At 60.0% G+C, this 15,736-nt stretch carries 16 protein-coding genes and 1 pseudogene; 11 read left to right on the top strand and 6 right to left on the bottom strand.

What is annotated here, in order from left to right; translation table 11 throughout:
• The first annotated feature begins 3 nt into the window (after nt 1-3).
• From CFter6_RS17835 to iscX, 8 genes are all read left to right on the top strand, one after another.
• On the top strand, nt 4-1,257 hold the full coding sequence (locus CFter6_RS17835) for an IscS subfamily cysteine desulfurase (protein ID WP_061541057.1): 1,254 nt from the start codon (nt 4-6) through the stop codon (nt 1,255-1,257).
• A gap of 72 nt (nt 1,258-1,329) precedes the next feature.
• The gene (gene iscU, locus CFter6_RS17830) at nt 1,330-1,728 is read left to right on the top strand and encodes a Fe-S cluster assembly scaffold IscU (protein WP_014007107.1); all 399 of its coding nucleotides are present in this window, start codon (nt 1,330-1,332) and stop codon (nt 1,726-1,728) included.
• Between the two features lie 37 nt (nt 1,729-1,765).
• The gene (gene iscA, locus CFter6_RS17825; RefSeq protein ID WP_014007106.1) at nt 1,766-2,089 is read left to right on the top strand and encodes an iron-sulfur cluster assembly protein IscA; all 324 of its coding nucleotides are present in this window, start codon (nt 1,766-1,768) and stop codon (nt 2,087-2,089) included.
• Nucleotides 2,090-2,296: 207 nt separating this feature from the next.
• A complete protein-coding gene (gene hscB, locus CFter6_RS17820) occupies nt 2,297-2,812 on the top strand; it encodes a Fe-S protein assembly co-chaperone HscB (protein WP_041742200.1) in 516 nt (171 codons plus the stop codon).
• A gap of 28 nt (nt 2,813-2,840) precedes the next feature.
• The gene (locus CFter6_RS17815) at nt 2,841-3,455 is read left to right on the top strand and encodes a LysE family translocator (protein WP_061541056.1); all 615 of its coding nucleotides are present in this window, start codon (nt 2,841-2,843) and stop codon (nt 3,453-3,455) included.
• A 21-nt stretch (nt 3,456-3,476) separates the two neighbouring features.
• Nucleotides 3,477-5,342 (top strand): Fe-S protein assembly chaperone HscA, encoded by a 1,866-nt coding sequence (hscA, locus tag CFter6_RS17810; RefSeq protein ID WP_061541055.1) that lies wholly within the window; start codon nt 3,477-3,479, stop codon nt 5,340-5,342.
• 62 nt (nt 5,343-5,404) lie between these two features.
• Nucleotides 5,405-5,743, top strand: coding sequence for an ISC system 2Fe-2S type ferredoxin (fdx, locus tag CFter6_RS17805; RefSeq protein WP_061541054.1), 339 nt, complete (start codon nt 5,405-5,407; stop codon nt 5,741-5,743).
• Nucleotides 5,744-5,772: 29 nt separating this feature from the next.
• Nucleotides 5,773-5,967: a Fe-S cluster assembly protein IscX gene (iscX, locus tag CFter6_RS17800; RefSeq protein ID WP_061542449.1), complete on the top strand. Its 195-nt coding sequence runs from the start codon at nt 5,773-5,775 to the stop codon at nt 5,965-5,967.
• A 75-nt stretch (nt 5,968-6,042) separates the two neighbouring features.
• On the opposite strand, the gene CFter6_RS17795 is transcribed toward iscX, so the two are convergent.
• From CFter6_RS17795 to prfB, 3 genes are all read right to left on the bottom strand, one after another.
• Entirely contained in the window at nt 6,043-6,714 is a 672-nt protein-coding gene (locus CFter6_RS17795; protein ID WP_061541053.1) for an outer membrane lipoprotein, read from the bottom strand.
• A gap of 284 nt (nt 6,715-6,998) precedes the next feature.
• Nucleotides 6,999-8,525 carry a lysine--tRNA ligase gene (lysS, locus tag CFter6_RS17790; RefSeq protein WP_061541052.1) on the bottom strand — a complete coding sequence of 509 codons (1,527 nt, stop codon included), beginning with the start codon at nt 8,523-8,525 and terminating at the stop codon, nt 6,999-7,001.
• Between the two features lie 105 nt (nt 8,526-8,630).
• A protein-coding gene (gene prfB / locus CFter6_RS17785; protein WP_150118807.1) for a peptide chain release factor 2 occupies nt 8,631-9,735 on the bottom strand; the annotation gives its coding sequence in 2 pieces (ribosomal slippage) (nt 8,631-9,653 and nt 9,655-9,735; 1,104 coding nt in all).
• A gap of 273 nt (nt 9,736-10,008) precedes the next feature.
• Between prfB and CFter6_RS17780 the strand changes: the two genes are divergently transcribed.
• Complete coding sequence (locus tag CFter6_RS17780; RefSeq protein ID WP_061541051.1) at nt 10,009-10,728, top strand: hypothetical protein; 720 nt, start codon at nt 10,009-10,011, stop codon at nt 10,726-10,728.
• A 21-nt stretch (nt 10,729-10,749) separates the two neighbouring features.
• Here the strand turns inward: CFter6_RS17780 and CFter6_RS17775 are convergent, their stop codons facing one another.
• Nucleotides 10,750-11,031, bottom strand: a complete 282-nt coding sequence (locus CFter6_RS17775) for a helix-turn-helix domain-containing protein (protein ID WP_061541050.1) — start codon at nt 11,029-11,031, stop codon at nt 10,750-10,752.
• A 150-nt stretch (nt 11,032-11,181) separates the two neighbouring features.
• Between CFter6_RS17775 and CFter6_RS17770 the strand changes: the two genes are divergently transcribed.
• Together CFter6_RS17770 and CFter6_RS17765 are read left to right on the top strand one after the other, a co-directional pair.
• Complete coding sequence (locus CFter6_RS17770) at nt 11,182-11,784, top strand: DJ-1/PfpI family protein (RefSeq protein WP_061541049.1); 603 nt, start codon at nt 11,182-11,184, stop codon at nt 11,782-11,784.
• Complete coding sequence (locus CFter6_RS17765; RefSeq protein ID WP_061541048.1) at nt 11,772-12,779, top strand: GlxA family transcriptional regulator; 1,008 nt, start codon at nt 11,772-11,774, stop codon at nt 12,777-12,779. Before CFter6_RS17770 ends, CFter6_RS17765 begins: the two co-directional genes overlap by 13 nt.
• Nucleotides 12,780-12,867: 88 nt before the next feature.
• On the opposite strand, the pseudogene recJ reads toward CFter6_RS17765, so the two are convergent.
• Nucleotides 12,868-14,561, bottom strand: a pseudogene (recJ, locus tag CFter6_RS17760) (single-stranded-DNA-specific exonuclease RecJ).
• Complete coding sequence (locus CFter6_RS17755; protein ID WP_061542447.1) at nt 14,558-15,649, bottom strand: hypothetical protein; 1,092 nt, start codon at nt 15,647-15,649, stop codon at nt 14,558-14,560. The pseudogene recJ and the gene CFter6_RS17755 overlap by 4 nt, the downstream one beginning before the upstream one ends.
• Between the last annotated feature and the right edge of the window lie 87 nt (nt 15,650-15,736).

Raw genomic sequence — 15,736 nt, 5'->3', positions numbered from 1 at the left:
AGTATGAACGCACCCTTGGAAAAAAGCCTGATAGACACATTGAAGGCGCCTCACTTCCCGATTTACATGGACTATTCGGCAACCACGCCTATCGATCCGCGTGTCGCCGACAAGATGATTCCCTATTTGCGCGAGCAGTTCGGCAATCCGGCTTCGCGCAGCCACATGTACGGCTGGTCCGCTGAAAAAGCGGTGGAAGATGCACGTGAGCAGGTCGCCAAGCTGGTCAACGCCGATTCGCGCGAGATCATCTGGACTTCCGGCGCCACCGAAGGCAACAACCTGGCGATCAAGGGCGCGGCCAATTTCTACAAGACCAAGGGCAAGCACATCATCACCGTCAAGACCGAGCACAAAGCCGTGCTGGACGTGGTGCGCGAACTGGAGCGCCAGGGTTTCGAAGCGACTTACCTGCAGCCGCAGGACAATGGCCTGATCACGCTGGAACAGCTGGAAGCTGCGATCCGTCCCGACACCATCCTGGTCTCGGTGATGCTGGTCAATAATGAAATCGGCGTGATCCAGCCTGTCGCGGAAATCGGCGAACTGTGCCGCCAGAAGGGCATCATTTTCCATTGCGACGCGGCGCAAGCCACCGGCAAGGTAGTGATCGACCTGGAAAAATGGAAGGTCGACCTGATGACTTTCACTGCCCACAAGACATACGGTCCTAAAGGCATCGGCGCGCTGTACGTGCGGCGCAAACCGCGCGTGCGTCTGGAAGCGCAGATGCACGGCGGCGGCCATGAGCGCGGCCTGCGTTCGGGCACCTTGCCTACCCACCAGATCGTCGGCATGGGCGCGGCTTTTGAAATCGCCCGTGAAGAAATGGATGAAGAGATCGTCCGCATCAAGGCGCTGCGCGACCGCCTGGCGACCGGCCTGCAAACGATCGAGGAAGTGTATGTCAACGGCGACATGGCGCACCGCGTGCCGCATAACCTCAACGTCAGTTTCAACTACGTTGAAGGCGAATCGCTGATCATGGCGATCAAGGACATCGCAGTATCGTCCGGTTCGGCCTGTACTTCGGCCAGCCTGGAGCCATCGTATGTATTGCGCGCGCTGGGCCGCAGCGACGAACTGGCGCACAGCTCGATCCGCTTCACCATCGGCCGTTTCACGACCGAGGAAGACATCGATTTCACGATTGAACTGATCAAGACCAAGGTTGCGAAACTGCGCGAGCTGTCGCCGCTGTGGGACATGTACAAAGACGGGATCGATATCAGTACGATCCAATGGGCGGCGCACTAACAGGACGCATTGACAGCATTATGCCGCAGCCGGTGAGAGGTCACCGGCGCGGCCCAAACAAGGAGTAGCAAAATGTCTTATTCAGAAAAAGTTTTGGACCACTACGAAAACCCACGCAATGTCGGCGCTTTTGAAAAGGGCGACGAAACCGTAGGCACCGGCATGGTCGGCGCGCCTGCATGCGGCGACGTCATGAAACTGCAGATCAAGGTCGGCGCCGACGGCATCATCCAGGACGCCAAGTTCAAGACCTACGGTTGCGGCTCGGCGATTGCTTCGTCGTCGCTGGTGACCGAATGGGTCAAGGGTAAGACGCTGGACCAGGCGATGTCGATCAAGAACACCCAGATCGCCGAAGAACTGGCGCTGCCGCCGGTCAAGATCCACTGCTCGATCCTGGCTGAAGATGCGATCAAGGCTGCGGTAGAAGATTACAAGGCCAAGCACGGCGAGCAAAAGCAGGCAGCTTAAAAGCTATTAATCTAGCGAAAAGAGATCGACGGCATATATGGCAATCACACTGACGGAAAAAGCGGCCAAGCACATCAACCGCTATATCGAACGGCGCGGCAAGGGCATCGGCCTGCGCTTCGGCGTGCGCACTACCGGTTGCTCGGGGCTGGCTTACAAACTGGAATACGTGGACGAGAAGACTGACGAAGATGCAGTGTTCGAATCGCACGGGATCCAGGTGTTTGTCGATCCCAAGAGCTTGCCGTATATCGACGGCACCGAGCTCGATTTTGCGCGCGAGGGTTTGAACGAAGGCTTCAAGTTCTACAACCCGAACGTCAAGGATGAGTGCGGCTGCGGCGAAAGTTTCCGGATCTGAGCCAGACCTGCTTGCTTGACCCGCATCACGTTGGATTGGACCAAGCCTGTTGTACTCCAACAGGCTTTTGTTTTAAGGATTCATCTGATTTTCTATGGGTGCAAAAAATGCACTCGTGTGTAGGGTGGGCACGCTTTTGTGCCCACGCTGTAGCGCTTCCGCGTGGGCACAAAAGCGTGCCCACCCTACTGAACCGTTTTAAGAGCCATGCAAAACCATTTCGAACTGTTCCATTTGCCGCAACGCTTCACGCTGGATAGCGCGGCGCTGGACCGCGCCTATCACGAGGTGCAGAACCAGACGCATCCCGACCGTTTCGCCAGCGCCAGCGGCGCCGAGAAGCGGGTCGCGATGCAATGGACCACGCGTGCCAACGAGGCCTACCAGACCCTGAAAAGCCCGTTCAAGCGCGCCGCCTACCTGTGCGAGCTGAACGGCGTCGAGCTGCAGGCGGAGTCGAACACGGCGATGCCGGCGGCGTTCCTGATGCAGCAGATGGAATGGCGCGAAACGCTGGACGATGCGCGTGCCGGCAAGGACCTGGCGGCGCTGGAACAGCTGGACCTTGAACTGCGCGCCGCCCGCAAGGCTGACCTGCAGCGCATAGGCGACTTGCTGGATGCACAGGATTTCCAGCAGGCTGCGCAATATGTGCGGCAACTGATGTTCCTGGAAAAATTTGGGGAAGAGATCGGCAATGCATTCGCCGTTCTTGAATCGTAAAACACCACTTTATTAGCCGAGTACGAGCATGCCTGAAATCTGGTTATTCCTGATTGCCGCAATGACGCTGACCCTGGCGCCGGGGCCGGACAATATCTACGTGCTGACGCGCGGCATCACCCAGGGCCGCAAGGCCGGCCTGGTCGCCGCCGCGGGTTTCAGCTCCGGCCTGATTTTCCATACCATGCTGGCGGTGCTGGGTTTCGCCGCGCTGATCAAGGCTTCGCCGCTGGCGTATTCCCTGCTGCGTTATGCCGGCGCGGCTTACCTGATCTATATCGGCGTGCGCACCTTGCGTTCGCATTCGGCGATCCAGCTGCAGGGCAATGCCGAGCCGATGAAACTATCGCGCATCTACTGGCAGAGCGTGATCGCCAATATACTGAATCCGAAGGTGACCCTGTTCTTCATCGCCTTCCTGCCGCAGTTCGTGAACGCAGGCGCGGGCCACATCCCGGCGCAGATGCTGCTGCTGGCAGCCATATTCATCCTGCAGGCGCTGGCCATCTTTAGCGTGGTCGCCCTGTTTTCCGGCATGGTCGGCGCCTTCTTCCAGCGCAAGAAATCGGCCGCCGCTACCATGAACCGGCTGGCGGGTTCTGCGTTTATCGCGCTCGGTATCCGTATCGCTTTGCCACAATAAAGTAATAGACGAAAACACCCTATGGCACTTTTACAAATTTCCGAACCAGGCATGTCCACCGCGCCGCACCAGCATCGGCTGGCGGTGGGGATAGACCTGGGCACCACCAATTCCCTGGTCGCCACGGTGCGCAACAGCATTCCCGAAGTGCTGAACGACGAAGCAGGGCGGCCGTTGCTGCCGTCCATCGTGCGTTATCTGCCGAACGGCAATGCGCACATCGGCTACAAGGCGCAGGCGGCGCAGACCACCGATCCAAAGAACACCATCCTGTCGGTCAAGCGTTTCATGGGACGCGGCCTGAAGGACATCGCCTACGCCGAAAACCTGCCTTACGATTTCCTCGATGTGCCGGGCATGGTGCAGTTGAAGACCGCGGCCGGCATCAAGAGCCCGGTCGAAATCTCCGCCGAAATCCTGGCGACCTTGCGCCAGCAGGCGGAAGATGCGCTGGGCGACGACCTGGTCGGCGCCGTGATTACCGTGCCTGCCTATTTCGACGATGCGCAGCGCCAGGCCACCAAGGACGCCGCCAAGCTGGCCGGCCTGAATGTGCTGCGCCTGCTCAACGAACCGACTGCGGCCGCGATTGCCTACGGCCTGGATAATGCGTCGGAAGGCGTGTACGTGGTCTACGACCTGGGCGGCGGCACCTTCGATATCTCGATCCTGAAGCTGACCAAGGGCGTATTCGAAGTGCTGGCTACCGGCGGCGATTCGGCGCTGGGCGGCGACGATTTCGATCATCGGATATTTTGCTGGATCAGCCAGCAAGCGGGACTGGCGCCGTTGTCCGACGAAGACACGCGAATCCTGATGGTCAAGGCGCGCGAAGCCAAGGAACTGCTCTCTACCAAGGCAGAAGTCAGCATCGATGCGGCCTTGAATTCCGGCGAGCGGGTCCATTTACAGCTGACGTCAGCGATTTTTGACGAAATCACCCAGCATCTGGTGGCCAAGACGCTGACGCCGACCCGCAAGGCGCTGCGCGACGCCGAACTGACGGTGGACGATGTCGACGGCGTGGTGCTGGTCGGCGGCGCAACCCGCATGCCAAGCATCCGCAAGGCCGTCGGCGCTTACTTCGAAACCACGCCGCTGGCGAATATCGATCCGGACAAGGTAGTGGCGCTGGGCGCCGCGATCCAGGCCAACCTGCTGGCCGGCAACCGCGCCCCGGGCGACGACTGGCTGCTGCTGGATGTGATCCCGCTGTCGCTGGGCATAGAAACCATGGGCGGACTGGTGGAGAAGGTGATTCCACGCAATTCGACCATCCCTTGCGCGCGCGCGCAGGAATTCACTACCTTCAAGGACGGCCAGACTGCGATGGCGATCCAGGTGCTGCAGGGCGAACGCGAGCTGGTCAGCGATTGCCGTTCGCTGGCGAAGTTCGAACTGCGCGGCATTCCGCCGATGGCGGCCGGCGCGGCGCGGATACGCGTGACCTACCAGGTCGACGCCGACGGTTTGCTGTCGGTCTCGGCACGCGAGCTGCGCTCCGGCGTGGAAGCGTCGATCAGCGTCAAGCCTTCGTACGGCCTGGCGGATGACGACATCGCCCGCATGCTGCAGGAATCGTTTGCTTCGGCCGATGTCGACATGCAGGCGCGCGCGCTGAAAGAAGAACAGGTGGAAGCCGAGCGTATCGTTCTGGCCACCGAATCGGCATTGTCCGCCGACGCTGCGTTGTTGTCCGAGCAGGAGCGTGCGGACATTGCCGCTTTGATCGATGTCGTGCGCGTGCAGGCGCAGGGCACGGATCATCTGGCGATCAAGGCCGCAGTCGACGCGCTGGCGCATGGCACCGAAGAATTCGCCGCCCGCCGCATGGACCGCAGCGTGCATGATGCGCTGACCGGCAAGACACTGGATCAAGTGTCATAAAAATCAGATAAATTAATTAAATAAATAGATTAATAAGCCAACCTATTCCCGAGGTAAACCAAGTGCCCCAAATCGTCGTATTGCCCCATCCCACCTTCTGTCCCGAAGGCGTCGTGTTCGAAGCCCCGCGCGGCCAATCCGTCTGCGACGCCTTGCTCGCCAACGATATCGAGATCGAACACGCTTGCGAAAAATCCTGCGCCTGCACTACTTGCCATGTAATAGTGCGCGAAGGTTTTGCTTCGCTGGGCGAGCTGGACGATAAGGAAGAGGATTTGCTGGATATGGCCTGGGGACTGGAAGCGACTTCGCGCCTGTCGTGCCAGGCTATCGTCGCCGACGAAGACCTGGTGGTCGAGATTCCGAAGTACACCATCAACCACGCCAGCGAAAACCACTAAGCGAGAGGAACAGCACCATGAGCGACACCATGAAGTGGACCGACACATTGCGCGTTGCCGAAGCCTTGTACGACAAATTTCCGGACACCGATCCGGAGCAGATCCGCTTTACCGATCTGCACAAATGGGTGCTGGAACTGGATGGTTTCGACGATGAGCCAAACCGCTCCGGCGAAAAAATCCTGGAAGCGATACAGGCTGCCTGGATAGAAGAAGCCCGCTAAGAAACCTCGGCACAAAGAAAAACCCGCTGTGGCTACAATCGTAGCGACAGCGGGTTTTTTATTGGCCGGTCGGTATTAGCCGCGGCCTTCCAGGTGGCCATTGACGACCTGCACCGGATCGCCGACGCGCCATCCCTGGCCGGATTGCGGGAAGGTACGTGCCTTGCCGTCCTCCATGCGCACCACGACCTGGTAGGTAGTGTTGGTGCGGGTGCGTTTTTCCACTTCATTACCGGCAAAACCGCCGCCGACAGCGCCTGCTACAGTCGCCAGGGTATTACCGTTGCCATGGCCGACCTGATGGCCGAGAACGCCGCCCAGCACCGCGCCTGCGGCAATCCCCAGGCCGCTAGGCGGGGCAGCATGTTGGATAGCCTGTATCGATTCCACCCGACCGCAGCTGTGGCAGATCGCCGGCTGAGGTGCTGGCTCCGGCTGGCGCGGCGCTTGCGCATATTCAGGGCGCGGAGCCGAGCGTGGCGGTTGCTGCTGGGCCTGGGCCGGCTGCTGCTGGTAGTAGCCGTTCTGGCCTGCCGGCGCGCCGTTTGCCTGCGGCTGGTTTCCAGGTTGCTGACTGTTATAGTCCCCAGGCGCCGCCGACATGGCCGCGACCGGGGCCGGTGTCGAATTCGAACTAGGAAACAGACCGGTCATGGCGGCTACGCCGACCAGGCTGGCCAAGGTCACTGCTACTGCTGCGGCAGCAACCAAGGGATGAATGCGGTTGTTTGGTTTCGGGCTGTCCATTATTACCTCCAGGAATTTTTGTTTGTTGGCTAATGTAATTATCAAAGGTTCAGAAACGGAACGCTATGTTGATAATGTGTCAGATGTATCCTTATGTAACGAGTTTAAGCGCTACCGAAGAAATCTGCAAAACATGCCAATAATTAGGGTCAGAGTCGAATTATTTCTGGTTGTTGCTGACGTTTTTACTCCGTGGGACGTTAAATGGGGTCAGAGTAATTTACGACGATGAGACTGTCGTAAAAAAACTCTGACCCCATTTAACTGCGCATGCAGGTGAGTGATCAGTCTTCGCGGCGCAGGTGCGGGAACAGGAGCACGTCGCGGATGTTGGGCGAGTCGGTGATCAGCATCATCAGGCGGTCGATGCCGATGCCGCAGCCGCCGGTCGGAGGCATGCCGTATTCCAGCGCTCGGATATAGTCGGCGTCGTAATACATGGCCTCTTCGTCGCCTGCATCTTTAGCTGCAACCTGGGCCTGGAAGCGTGCGGCCTGGTCTTCCGAATCGTTCAGCTCGGAGAAGCCGTTGGCGATTTCGCGGCCGGTGACGAACAGTTCGAAACGTTCGGTGATGCCGGGCACGGTATCGGAAGCGCGCGCCAGCGGCGACACTTCGACCGGATAGTCGACGATGTAGGTCGGATCCCACAGCTGCGCTTCGGCGGTTTCTTCAAACAGGGCCAGCTGCAGCGCGCCGAGGCCGGCGTGGGCGTGCGGCTTGACGCCGAACTTCTTCAGTTCGGCCTTGATGAACTCGGCATCCTGCAATTGCGCGTCCTGGTATTGCGGGGCGTATTTGTTGATGGCGCCGACAATGGTGAGGCGCTGGAACGGCTTGCTCAGGTCCAGTTCGCGGCCCTGGTAGGTCAGGGTGGCGGTGCCGTGCGCATCGATCGCTGCCTGGCGGATTACCTGTTCGGTGAAATTCATCAGCCATTGGTAATCGACGTAAGCCGCATAGAATTCCATCATCGTGAATTCCGGATTGTGGCGCGGCGATACGCCTTCATTGCGGAAGTTGCGGTTGACTTCAAACACGCGTTCGAAACCGCCGACCACCAGCCGCTTCAAGTACAGCTCAGGCGCGATGCGCAGGAACATCTGCATGTCCAGCGCATTGTGATGGGTGATGAAAGGCTTGGCCGCGGCGCCGCCAGGGATGGCGTGCAGCATCGGCGTTTCGACTTCCATGAAGTCGTTCTTTTCCATGAAGCGGCGGATCGACGACATCGCCGCCGTGCGCACCTTGAAGGTGCGGCGCGTATCTTCGTTGATGATCAGGTCGACATAGCGCTGGCGATACTTGGTCTCCTGGTCGGCCAGCCCGTGGAACTTGTCCGGCAACGGACGCAACGATTTGGTCAGCAGGCGCAGGGTAGTCACCTTGATCGACAGCTCGCCGGTCTTGGTCTTGAACAGCGTGCCTTCGGCGCCGAGGATGTCGCCCAGGTCGTAATGCTTGAAGCTGTCGTAGTTCTCTTCGCCGATGTTTTCCTTTGTGATGAACAGCTGGATGCGGCCATCGGCCTTGCTGCCCGAAGCATCCTGCAGGGTGGCGAAGGAAGCCTTGCCCATCACCCGTTTCAGCATCATGCGGCCGGCCACCACGACTTTGACTGCGGCGACATCCAGCGTTTCGTTTTCCTGGGCGGCGTATTCGGCCTGGATCGCGGCTGCCTTGTGCGTCGGCCGGAAATCGTTGGGGAAAGCCACGCCTTGCGCGCGCAGGGCGCCGAGCTTGCTGCGGCGTTCCGCAATGATCTTGTTTTCGTCTTGCGGGACAGGTTGCTGCTGATTGTCTGTCGTCATGTCAGTGTCTTTTCAAATGATGCGGTGAAACGTCTGTGGTGCGGCGGGAAGGCAGCGCCGCGGACACTGTCCGCGGCACGGTTTGCTACCGAATTTGCAATAACTTTATACGCCTTGCTTGAGCGACGCTGCAATGAAGTCGTCAAGGTCGCCGTCGAGGATGGCCTTGGTGTTGCCGCTCTCGAAGTTGGTGCGCAGATCCTTGATGCGCGACTGGTCCAGCACGTAAGAACGGATCTGGTGGCCCCAACCGACGTCGGTCTTGGAGTCTTCCAGTTTCTGCTGCTCGCTCATGCGCTTGCGCAATTCCAGTTCATACAGCTTTGCCTTCAGCATGTCCCACGCTTCGGCGCGGTTGCGGTGCTGGCTGCGGTCGTTCTGGCATTGCACCACAATGCCGGACGGCATGTGCGTCAGGCGCACCGCGGAATCGGTCTTGTTGATGTGCTGGCCGCCCGCGCCGGAGGCGCGATAGGTGTCGACGCGGACGTCGGCCGGATTGACGTCGATATCGATCGAGTCATCCACTTCCGGGTACACGAACAAGCTGGAAAACGAAGTGTGGCGGCCGTTGGCGGAATCGAAAGGCGATTTGCGCACCAGGCGATGGACGCCGGTCTCGGTGCGCAGGAAACCATAGGCATAGTCGCCTTCGACTTTCAGCGTGGCGGTCTTGATACCGGCGATTTCACCGTCGGACTGTTCCAGGATGTCGACCTTGAAACCTTTACGTTCGCAATAGCGCAGATACTGGCGCAGCAGCATAGATGCCCAGTCCTGCGCTTCAGTGCCGCCGGCGCCGGCCTGGATGTCGATGAAGCAGTTGTTGGGGTCCATCGGGTTGCTGAACATGCGGCGGAATTCCATGCCTTCGACCAGCTTGCGCAGGCCTTCGGTATCGGCTTCGACTGCCTCTACGGTTTCTTCGTCCTGCTCTTCGCGCGCCATCTGGAACAGGTCGCTGGTGTCGCGCAGATCGGCTTCGATCTTGGTCAGCGTCAGCACGATGGCTTCCAGTGATTTCTTTTCCTTGCCCAGGTCCTGGGCGCGCTTCTGGTCGTTCCAGACTTCCGGATCTTCCAGTTCGCCATTGACCTGGTCGAGTTTCTCTAACTTCGTATCGAAGTCAAAGATACCTCCGTAGTTCGGCTTCGCGGCTGGTCAGGTCCGCAAGCAGGTTTTGTAGGGAATTTAAGCGTTCGGCTTCCATTTTCGGCTCTTTTGCAATCAAACCCTAAATTATACGCCAGCCCCATGGCAGATGGCGCTGCAGTTTCCATTCCGGGCCCGATTGGGGGCGGTTTTGCATGAAATATGCACAAATGTGAACCATTGCAACAAGCTGGATATCGAAGCTGCAACCCGAAGTTGCAACGTTTAGAATGGATTGCACGCTTGATAATTCAACAGCCTGGCCGCGCCGCCCATGTCGATTAAGGCACAAATCCATCGTTGCGATGTTGTTTTGCCATCGTTCTTGCCAATGAGCCTGCCGATGGGCTTGCTGTGCCTGACGCTCGGCGCGTGCGGCATGCTGGCGCCGACCCCGGCCCCGCATGGCGAGGTGCAGGGCTCATCCACCAGCGGCAGCGAGCTGGCGCAGTCCGACGTCAACCGTTTCGCTACCCTCGGCATGCGCGACAACCTCGACAGCCTGTATCTCCTGCTGGACAAATTGTACCGGCGCAATCCCGCCGAATGGAAAAAGACAGCGACCAGCCGCGAGCTGGCGATCAAGCGTGTGCGCGACGCCATCGAAGCGCGCCAGCCATGGCCTGAGCTGCAAGGAAAGCATGACGTCCAGGCGCTGTCGCTGGCGCTGGCCCCGGACTTCAGCGGCGACCGCGCGGCTGCTTTCATCTATGGCGCGGCCGACATGATTATCGTTGCCCATGGCGGCAAGACCAGGTTTTACCTGATCGACGGCTTCGACGCCCAATACCTGTACAACGCCGCCCGCAATATGGAAATTGCCGCATGGATACTAAATAGCCGCAAGAACTCTGCCGGCCAGCCCTTGCTGCTGTCGAACGACATGAGCGAGAGCGAGCGCAACATCAGTTTCGAAAGGGAATTCGGCAAGATCATCGCCCGCATCGATCTGCTGGCCGAGATGACGACCGAGAAATACAAACGCGCCGGCATCAGCTATCTGCAGAACCTGGTGGGCGGGAGTTTCCTGCAATTCCTGCCGGTGCGCTGATGCTGCGGCGCCTTGGCGGCTTCAGGCTGGTCCAAGTTCCACATGCACGCGCAGGCCGAGCGCTGTCGCGATGTTGACCAAGGCATCGAGGGAAAAGTGCGATACGCGGCCGCGCAGCAGATCGTCCATGCGCGGCTGGCTGATGCCGCAATGGCGGGCAGCGTCGGCTTCTTCCCATCCGCTCTCATGTACGATTTCGCTGATTTTTTGCAGCAGTTCAGAACGGGTATGCAGGTTGGCGGCTTTTTCAGCTGCATTGGTAATCGGGTCAAATATGCTGGCATAGCTGTCGGACTTGCGCATTTCCCATCTCCCTTGTGTGTTCCCGATGTCCGGTTTTGTCCGCATTATGTCTACGGAAGGCATTTTTTGATATTGGCAGCAGGCTTAACATGGACTTCAGCGATGGCAGTCCGGTCCCCGGACGCCGCGTGTGCCGGATGAGGTTAAAAGATGTTGAGCGTGGGAATACTGGTGTTTGACGATGTCGAGATTCTGGATTTTTCCGGCCCCTATGAAGTGTTTTCAACCGCTGCCCGGGTCCATGGCAGGATGAACGGCAACGGCGCGGCGTCGAACCTGTTCAAGTGTTTCCTGGTCGCGCCCGTGATGCGGCCGGTGCGGACAAGAGGCGGAATGAAAGTACTGCCGGATTGCGTGCTGACGCCATCCGCGGACCTCGACCTGCTGATAGTGCCGGGCGGCGATGTCTCGGCAATCCTCAATGACGGCGCGGTAATCCGCTGGATCGCCGCCCAGCATCCCGGCACGGTCATTACCGCATCGGTCTGCACCGGCGCCTTTTTGCTGGCCAAGGCCGGTTTGCTGGACGGACTGGATGTCACCACGCACTGGGAAGACCAGGACGAGTTGCAGGCAAGTTTCCCGGCGCTCACGGTCAAGCGCGGCGTAGCCTGGGTCGATTGCGGTAAAGTGGTGACTTCAGGCGGCATTTCGGCAGGCGTCGACATGAGCTTGCATCTGGTTGAGCGATTGGCCAGCCCGGAACTCGCCGCTGCCACGGCCAAACAAATGGAGTATCGATGGCTGCAATAGCCGACAACACACGCGCTGGCGAGACCACCATCCCGGTCTATTTCCTGCTGCGCGATGCAACCATGACGCTTGACCTGATGGGTCCGGCGGAGGTGCTGCGTTATGCCAACCGGATTGCGGAGCGGGAAGGCCGCGCGGATTTCTTCGACCTGCGCTACGTCAGCGCGGCCAGCGCCATCAACATTTCGCTTGGACTCGGCCTGACCGGATTCAGCGACCTGCCGGACAGCTTGCCGGCCAACGCCATGCTGATGCTGCACGGCTGCGTCGGCAGCGACGACGATTTCAGCAGCGCCAACGACCAGCGCGCCGTGACCTGGCTGCGCGCGCACTGGCAGGATTCGCATCGCCTGCTGTGCAGCTGCACCGGCGCCTTGCTGGCCGGTTACGCAGGATTGCTCGACGGCCGCCAGTGCACCACGCACCACAGTCATTGCGACGACTTGCGGCGTATCGCGCCGCGGGCGCACGTACTGGAAAACCGCATTTTTGTCGAAGACCGCAACATCTACACCAGCGCCGGCGTTACTACCGGCATCGACCTGGCCCTGCACGTGGTAGCACAAATCGCCGGCCACGCCCGCAGCGCTTCGATCGCCCGTTCGCTGGTGATCTACATGCGGCGCGCCGGCAGCGATCCGCAGCTGTCGCCATGGCAAGCCTGCCGCAACCACTTGCATCCGGCGATACACCGGGTACAAGACGCCGTGATCGGTAATCCCGCCAACGACTGGGACCTGGAGCAACTGGCGGAAATCGCCTGCACCAGCGAACGCCATCTGACGCGCCTGTTCAGGGAACACACCGGCAGCAGCCTGGTCGATTACATCCAGCGCATCCGCGTGGCCCTGGTGCGTGAGTTGCTGACGCAATCCAAGCTGGACATGGAACAGGTAGCCCAGCAAGCCGGTTTCAATTCAACCCGCCAGCTGCGCCGGGTCTGGAGCAAATTCGAAAACTTCCCACCGAGCCAGCAACGCCAGCTCAGCAGTTAATTAGGGTCAGAGTCGAATTGTTTGAGAAAACAATTCGACTCTGACCCTAATTAACGAACCACGGAGCATTACGTTCCGCGCTCAGGAATTACATCGCTTCCGCGTGCTCAACCATCAGCTGTACCTTGGTAACGCCGTTATATTCATTGGCGTCCAGGCGAAACGCTACTTTGGCTTTGCTCCCTAGTTCATCGGTATGCCCGAACCAGATCGCATCGTAGCGCGTGCCGTTGCGTTCCAGCAGCAGCTTCAAATGCTTTTCCTTCAGGATGCGCTGGCTGACTACACGGAATTCATCGCAAAACAGCGGCGGCGCAAAACCCTGGCCCCACACCTGGCCATCCATCAGTTCAATGAATTGTGTGGTGTAGTAGGCATCTTCCAGGGGCCGTCGGTTTCGATCACTCGCTCCAGCTGGCTTTGCCCCAGCCATTCACGTCCGACTTTTTCGAAGGCGGCGGCGAATGCATCGAAGGCGTCGGCGCGAATGGTTAATCCGGCTGCCATCGCATGGCCGCCGAATTTCTGGATCAGGCTGGGGGCGTGCTTGGAAACCAGGTCCAGCGCATCGCGCAAATGGAAACCGGGAATCGAACGGCCCGATCCTTTGATCAAGCCTTCGCCGCCCGGCGCGAAAGTGATGGTTGGACGATAAAACTTATCCTTCAGGCGCGAGGCGACAATGCCGATCACGCCCTGGTGCCATGAAGCGTCGAACACGCTGATGGTAGTGCTGTCCTGCGGCTTGAAGTCATCCAGCAGCGCCAGCGCGGTGTCCTGCATGCCGGCTTCGATATCGCGCCGTTCGCGGTTGATGGTGTCGAGCTGCTGGGCGATGGCCCAGGCGCGGCCTTCGTCGTCGGTGGTCAGGCATTCGATGCCGAGCGCCATGTCGGCCAGGCGGCCGGCGGCGTTCAGGCGCGGGCCCAGCGCAAAACCGAGATCGAACGGCGTGGCGCGCCGCGCTTCGCGGCCGGCGGCGCGGAACAGGGCGGCGATGCCGGCATGCATGCGGCCGGCGCGCATGCGCTTCAGGCCTTGCGCCACCAGGATGCGGTTGTTGGCATCCAGTTTGACGACGTCGGCCACGGTGCCGAGCGCCACCAGGTCGAGCAGCACATCCAGTTTCGGCTGGCTCTGTGCATCGAACACGCCGCGCCGGCGCAGTTCCGCGCGCAAGGCCAGCAAGACGTAGAACATGACGCCGACCCCGGCCAGGTTCTTGCTGGGAAAACCGCATTCCGGCTGGTTAGGATTGACGATGACTCTTGCCGCCGGCAGCGTATCGGCCGGCAAGTGATGGTCGGTCACCACTACTTCGATGCCGCGCCGGTTGGCTTCGGCCACGCCGTCGATGCTGGCGATGCCGTTGTCGACCGTGACGATGATGTCGGGCGATTTTTCGCGCGCGGTCAGTTCGACGATTTCCGGCGTCAGGCCGTAGCCGTACTCGAAACGATTCGGCACGATGAAGTCGATATTCGCACCCAGCAGGCGCAAGCCGCGCAGGCCGACGGCGCAAGCGGTGGCGCCGTCGCAATCGTAATCGGCGACGATCACCATCTTCTTTTTTGCGGCGATGGCGTCGGCGAGAAAAATGGCGGCGGCGTCGATGTGCAGCAAGCCGGACGGCGGGATCAGTGCGTTCAGTTCGCTCTCCAGCTCCTTGGCGTCGAGCAGGCCGCGTGCCGTATACACGCGCGCCAGCACCGGATGGATGCCGCTCTGGCGCAGCCGTTCGGAGTCGCGGAAGGAATAGGGGCGGGTAACGATGCGAGTCATGATAAATGCGATGTTGAATGCGATGGCAATAAGCCGGTGAGGGCTGGCTTCAGCCAGAATTTCTTGAGCGAGAGCCGGGTGGTGCTCATTTCAAGCGTGTGGCTGCTGTCGGTAACGATCAGGGACAGGCTGTCGAGCCGGCGCTGTTGCATGGCCTGCAGCAAAGGAGCGAACCATGTACTTTCGAGGGTTTGCAATTGCTGCAGCCAGTCCGACCATTCGCCAGTCAAGGCCGGCTGGATCAACTGGCTCAAGGTCAGCAGGCCATGTCCGGGCCTGGCGGCGATCACTTCGCTTATGCCAACGCCGGCATGGGCAGCCTTGGCGTACTGGCCGAGGCCGGCGAAACCGTCCGGCAGGTTGAATACTTCGCGCTGGCCGGGCGCTGACGGCTGTGCGGTTGCGCCACCCCACAACCACAGGGAATTCACGGTTTGCCGCCCCTGCATTTCGCGCCGCTCATTCAACGGGTGGGCAAACCACAGCATCTGCACTTCATTCTGCAATTTGCGCCAGGCCTGGTCGCCGCTACCCTTCGGCATCCAGATATCGATGTTGTGGCCGCAAGTGGCGTCCGGCGTGGAGGACAGCAAGCCTTGCCAGTCGTCGGCGCGCAGGAACCAGGTGTTGGCGTCGCCGTAAACCAGCTCACGGCCGGCTTCAGCGAACAGCGGCAGGGCAGCGTCGAACAGTTCGCGCGATTCCGCGTCGCTCAAGCCGATCTGGCGGATGTCGGTCAGCACCAGGTGGTCGCGTGCAATATGGATATGGGCCGGATGCAGCATGAACCAGGCGCCTGCTTCAACGCTCAGCCCCATCGCGCGCATGGCGGCGCAGGCGAGGGCGGGGCTGTTGTGCTTGTCTTGGCCGGGCGTGACGGGTTCGAAGGCCGGCAAGGAAAATTGCGACGCCAGCCACATTTCATGCGGCAAGGCTCTTGCAAAATCGTCAAACAGCTGGCGCTGAGGCCGGTTTTTTGCGCGCGCCATCAGGGTAGCGAGGGCGGGCAGTTTCAATTCGCGCAATAAATCGCGCGCCAGTTCCGGCGGCGGCAGGCCGAAGGGCAATAGGATATCTAAATGACTCATGGCGCGATTGTAGGGCATCCCGGGGTCTTGAGTCGATTTGCCTTTGCCTACGCGGATTGCGCGCCTGGCATAAAATGCAGGGATTGT

The sequence above is a fragment of the Collimonas fungivorans genome, assembly GCF_001584145.1.
GTDB classification, from domain to species: domain Bacteria; phylum Pseudomonadota; class Gammaproteobacteria; order Burkholderiales; family Burkholderiaceae_D; genus Collimonas; species Collimonas fungivorans.
Note: the sequence above shows the minus strand (reverse complement) of the source record. Positions and strands in the feature narration are given on the sequence as shown.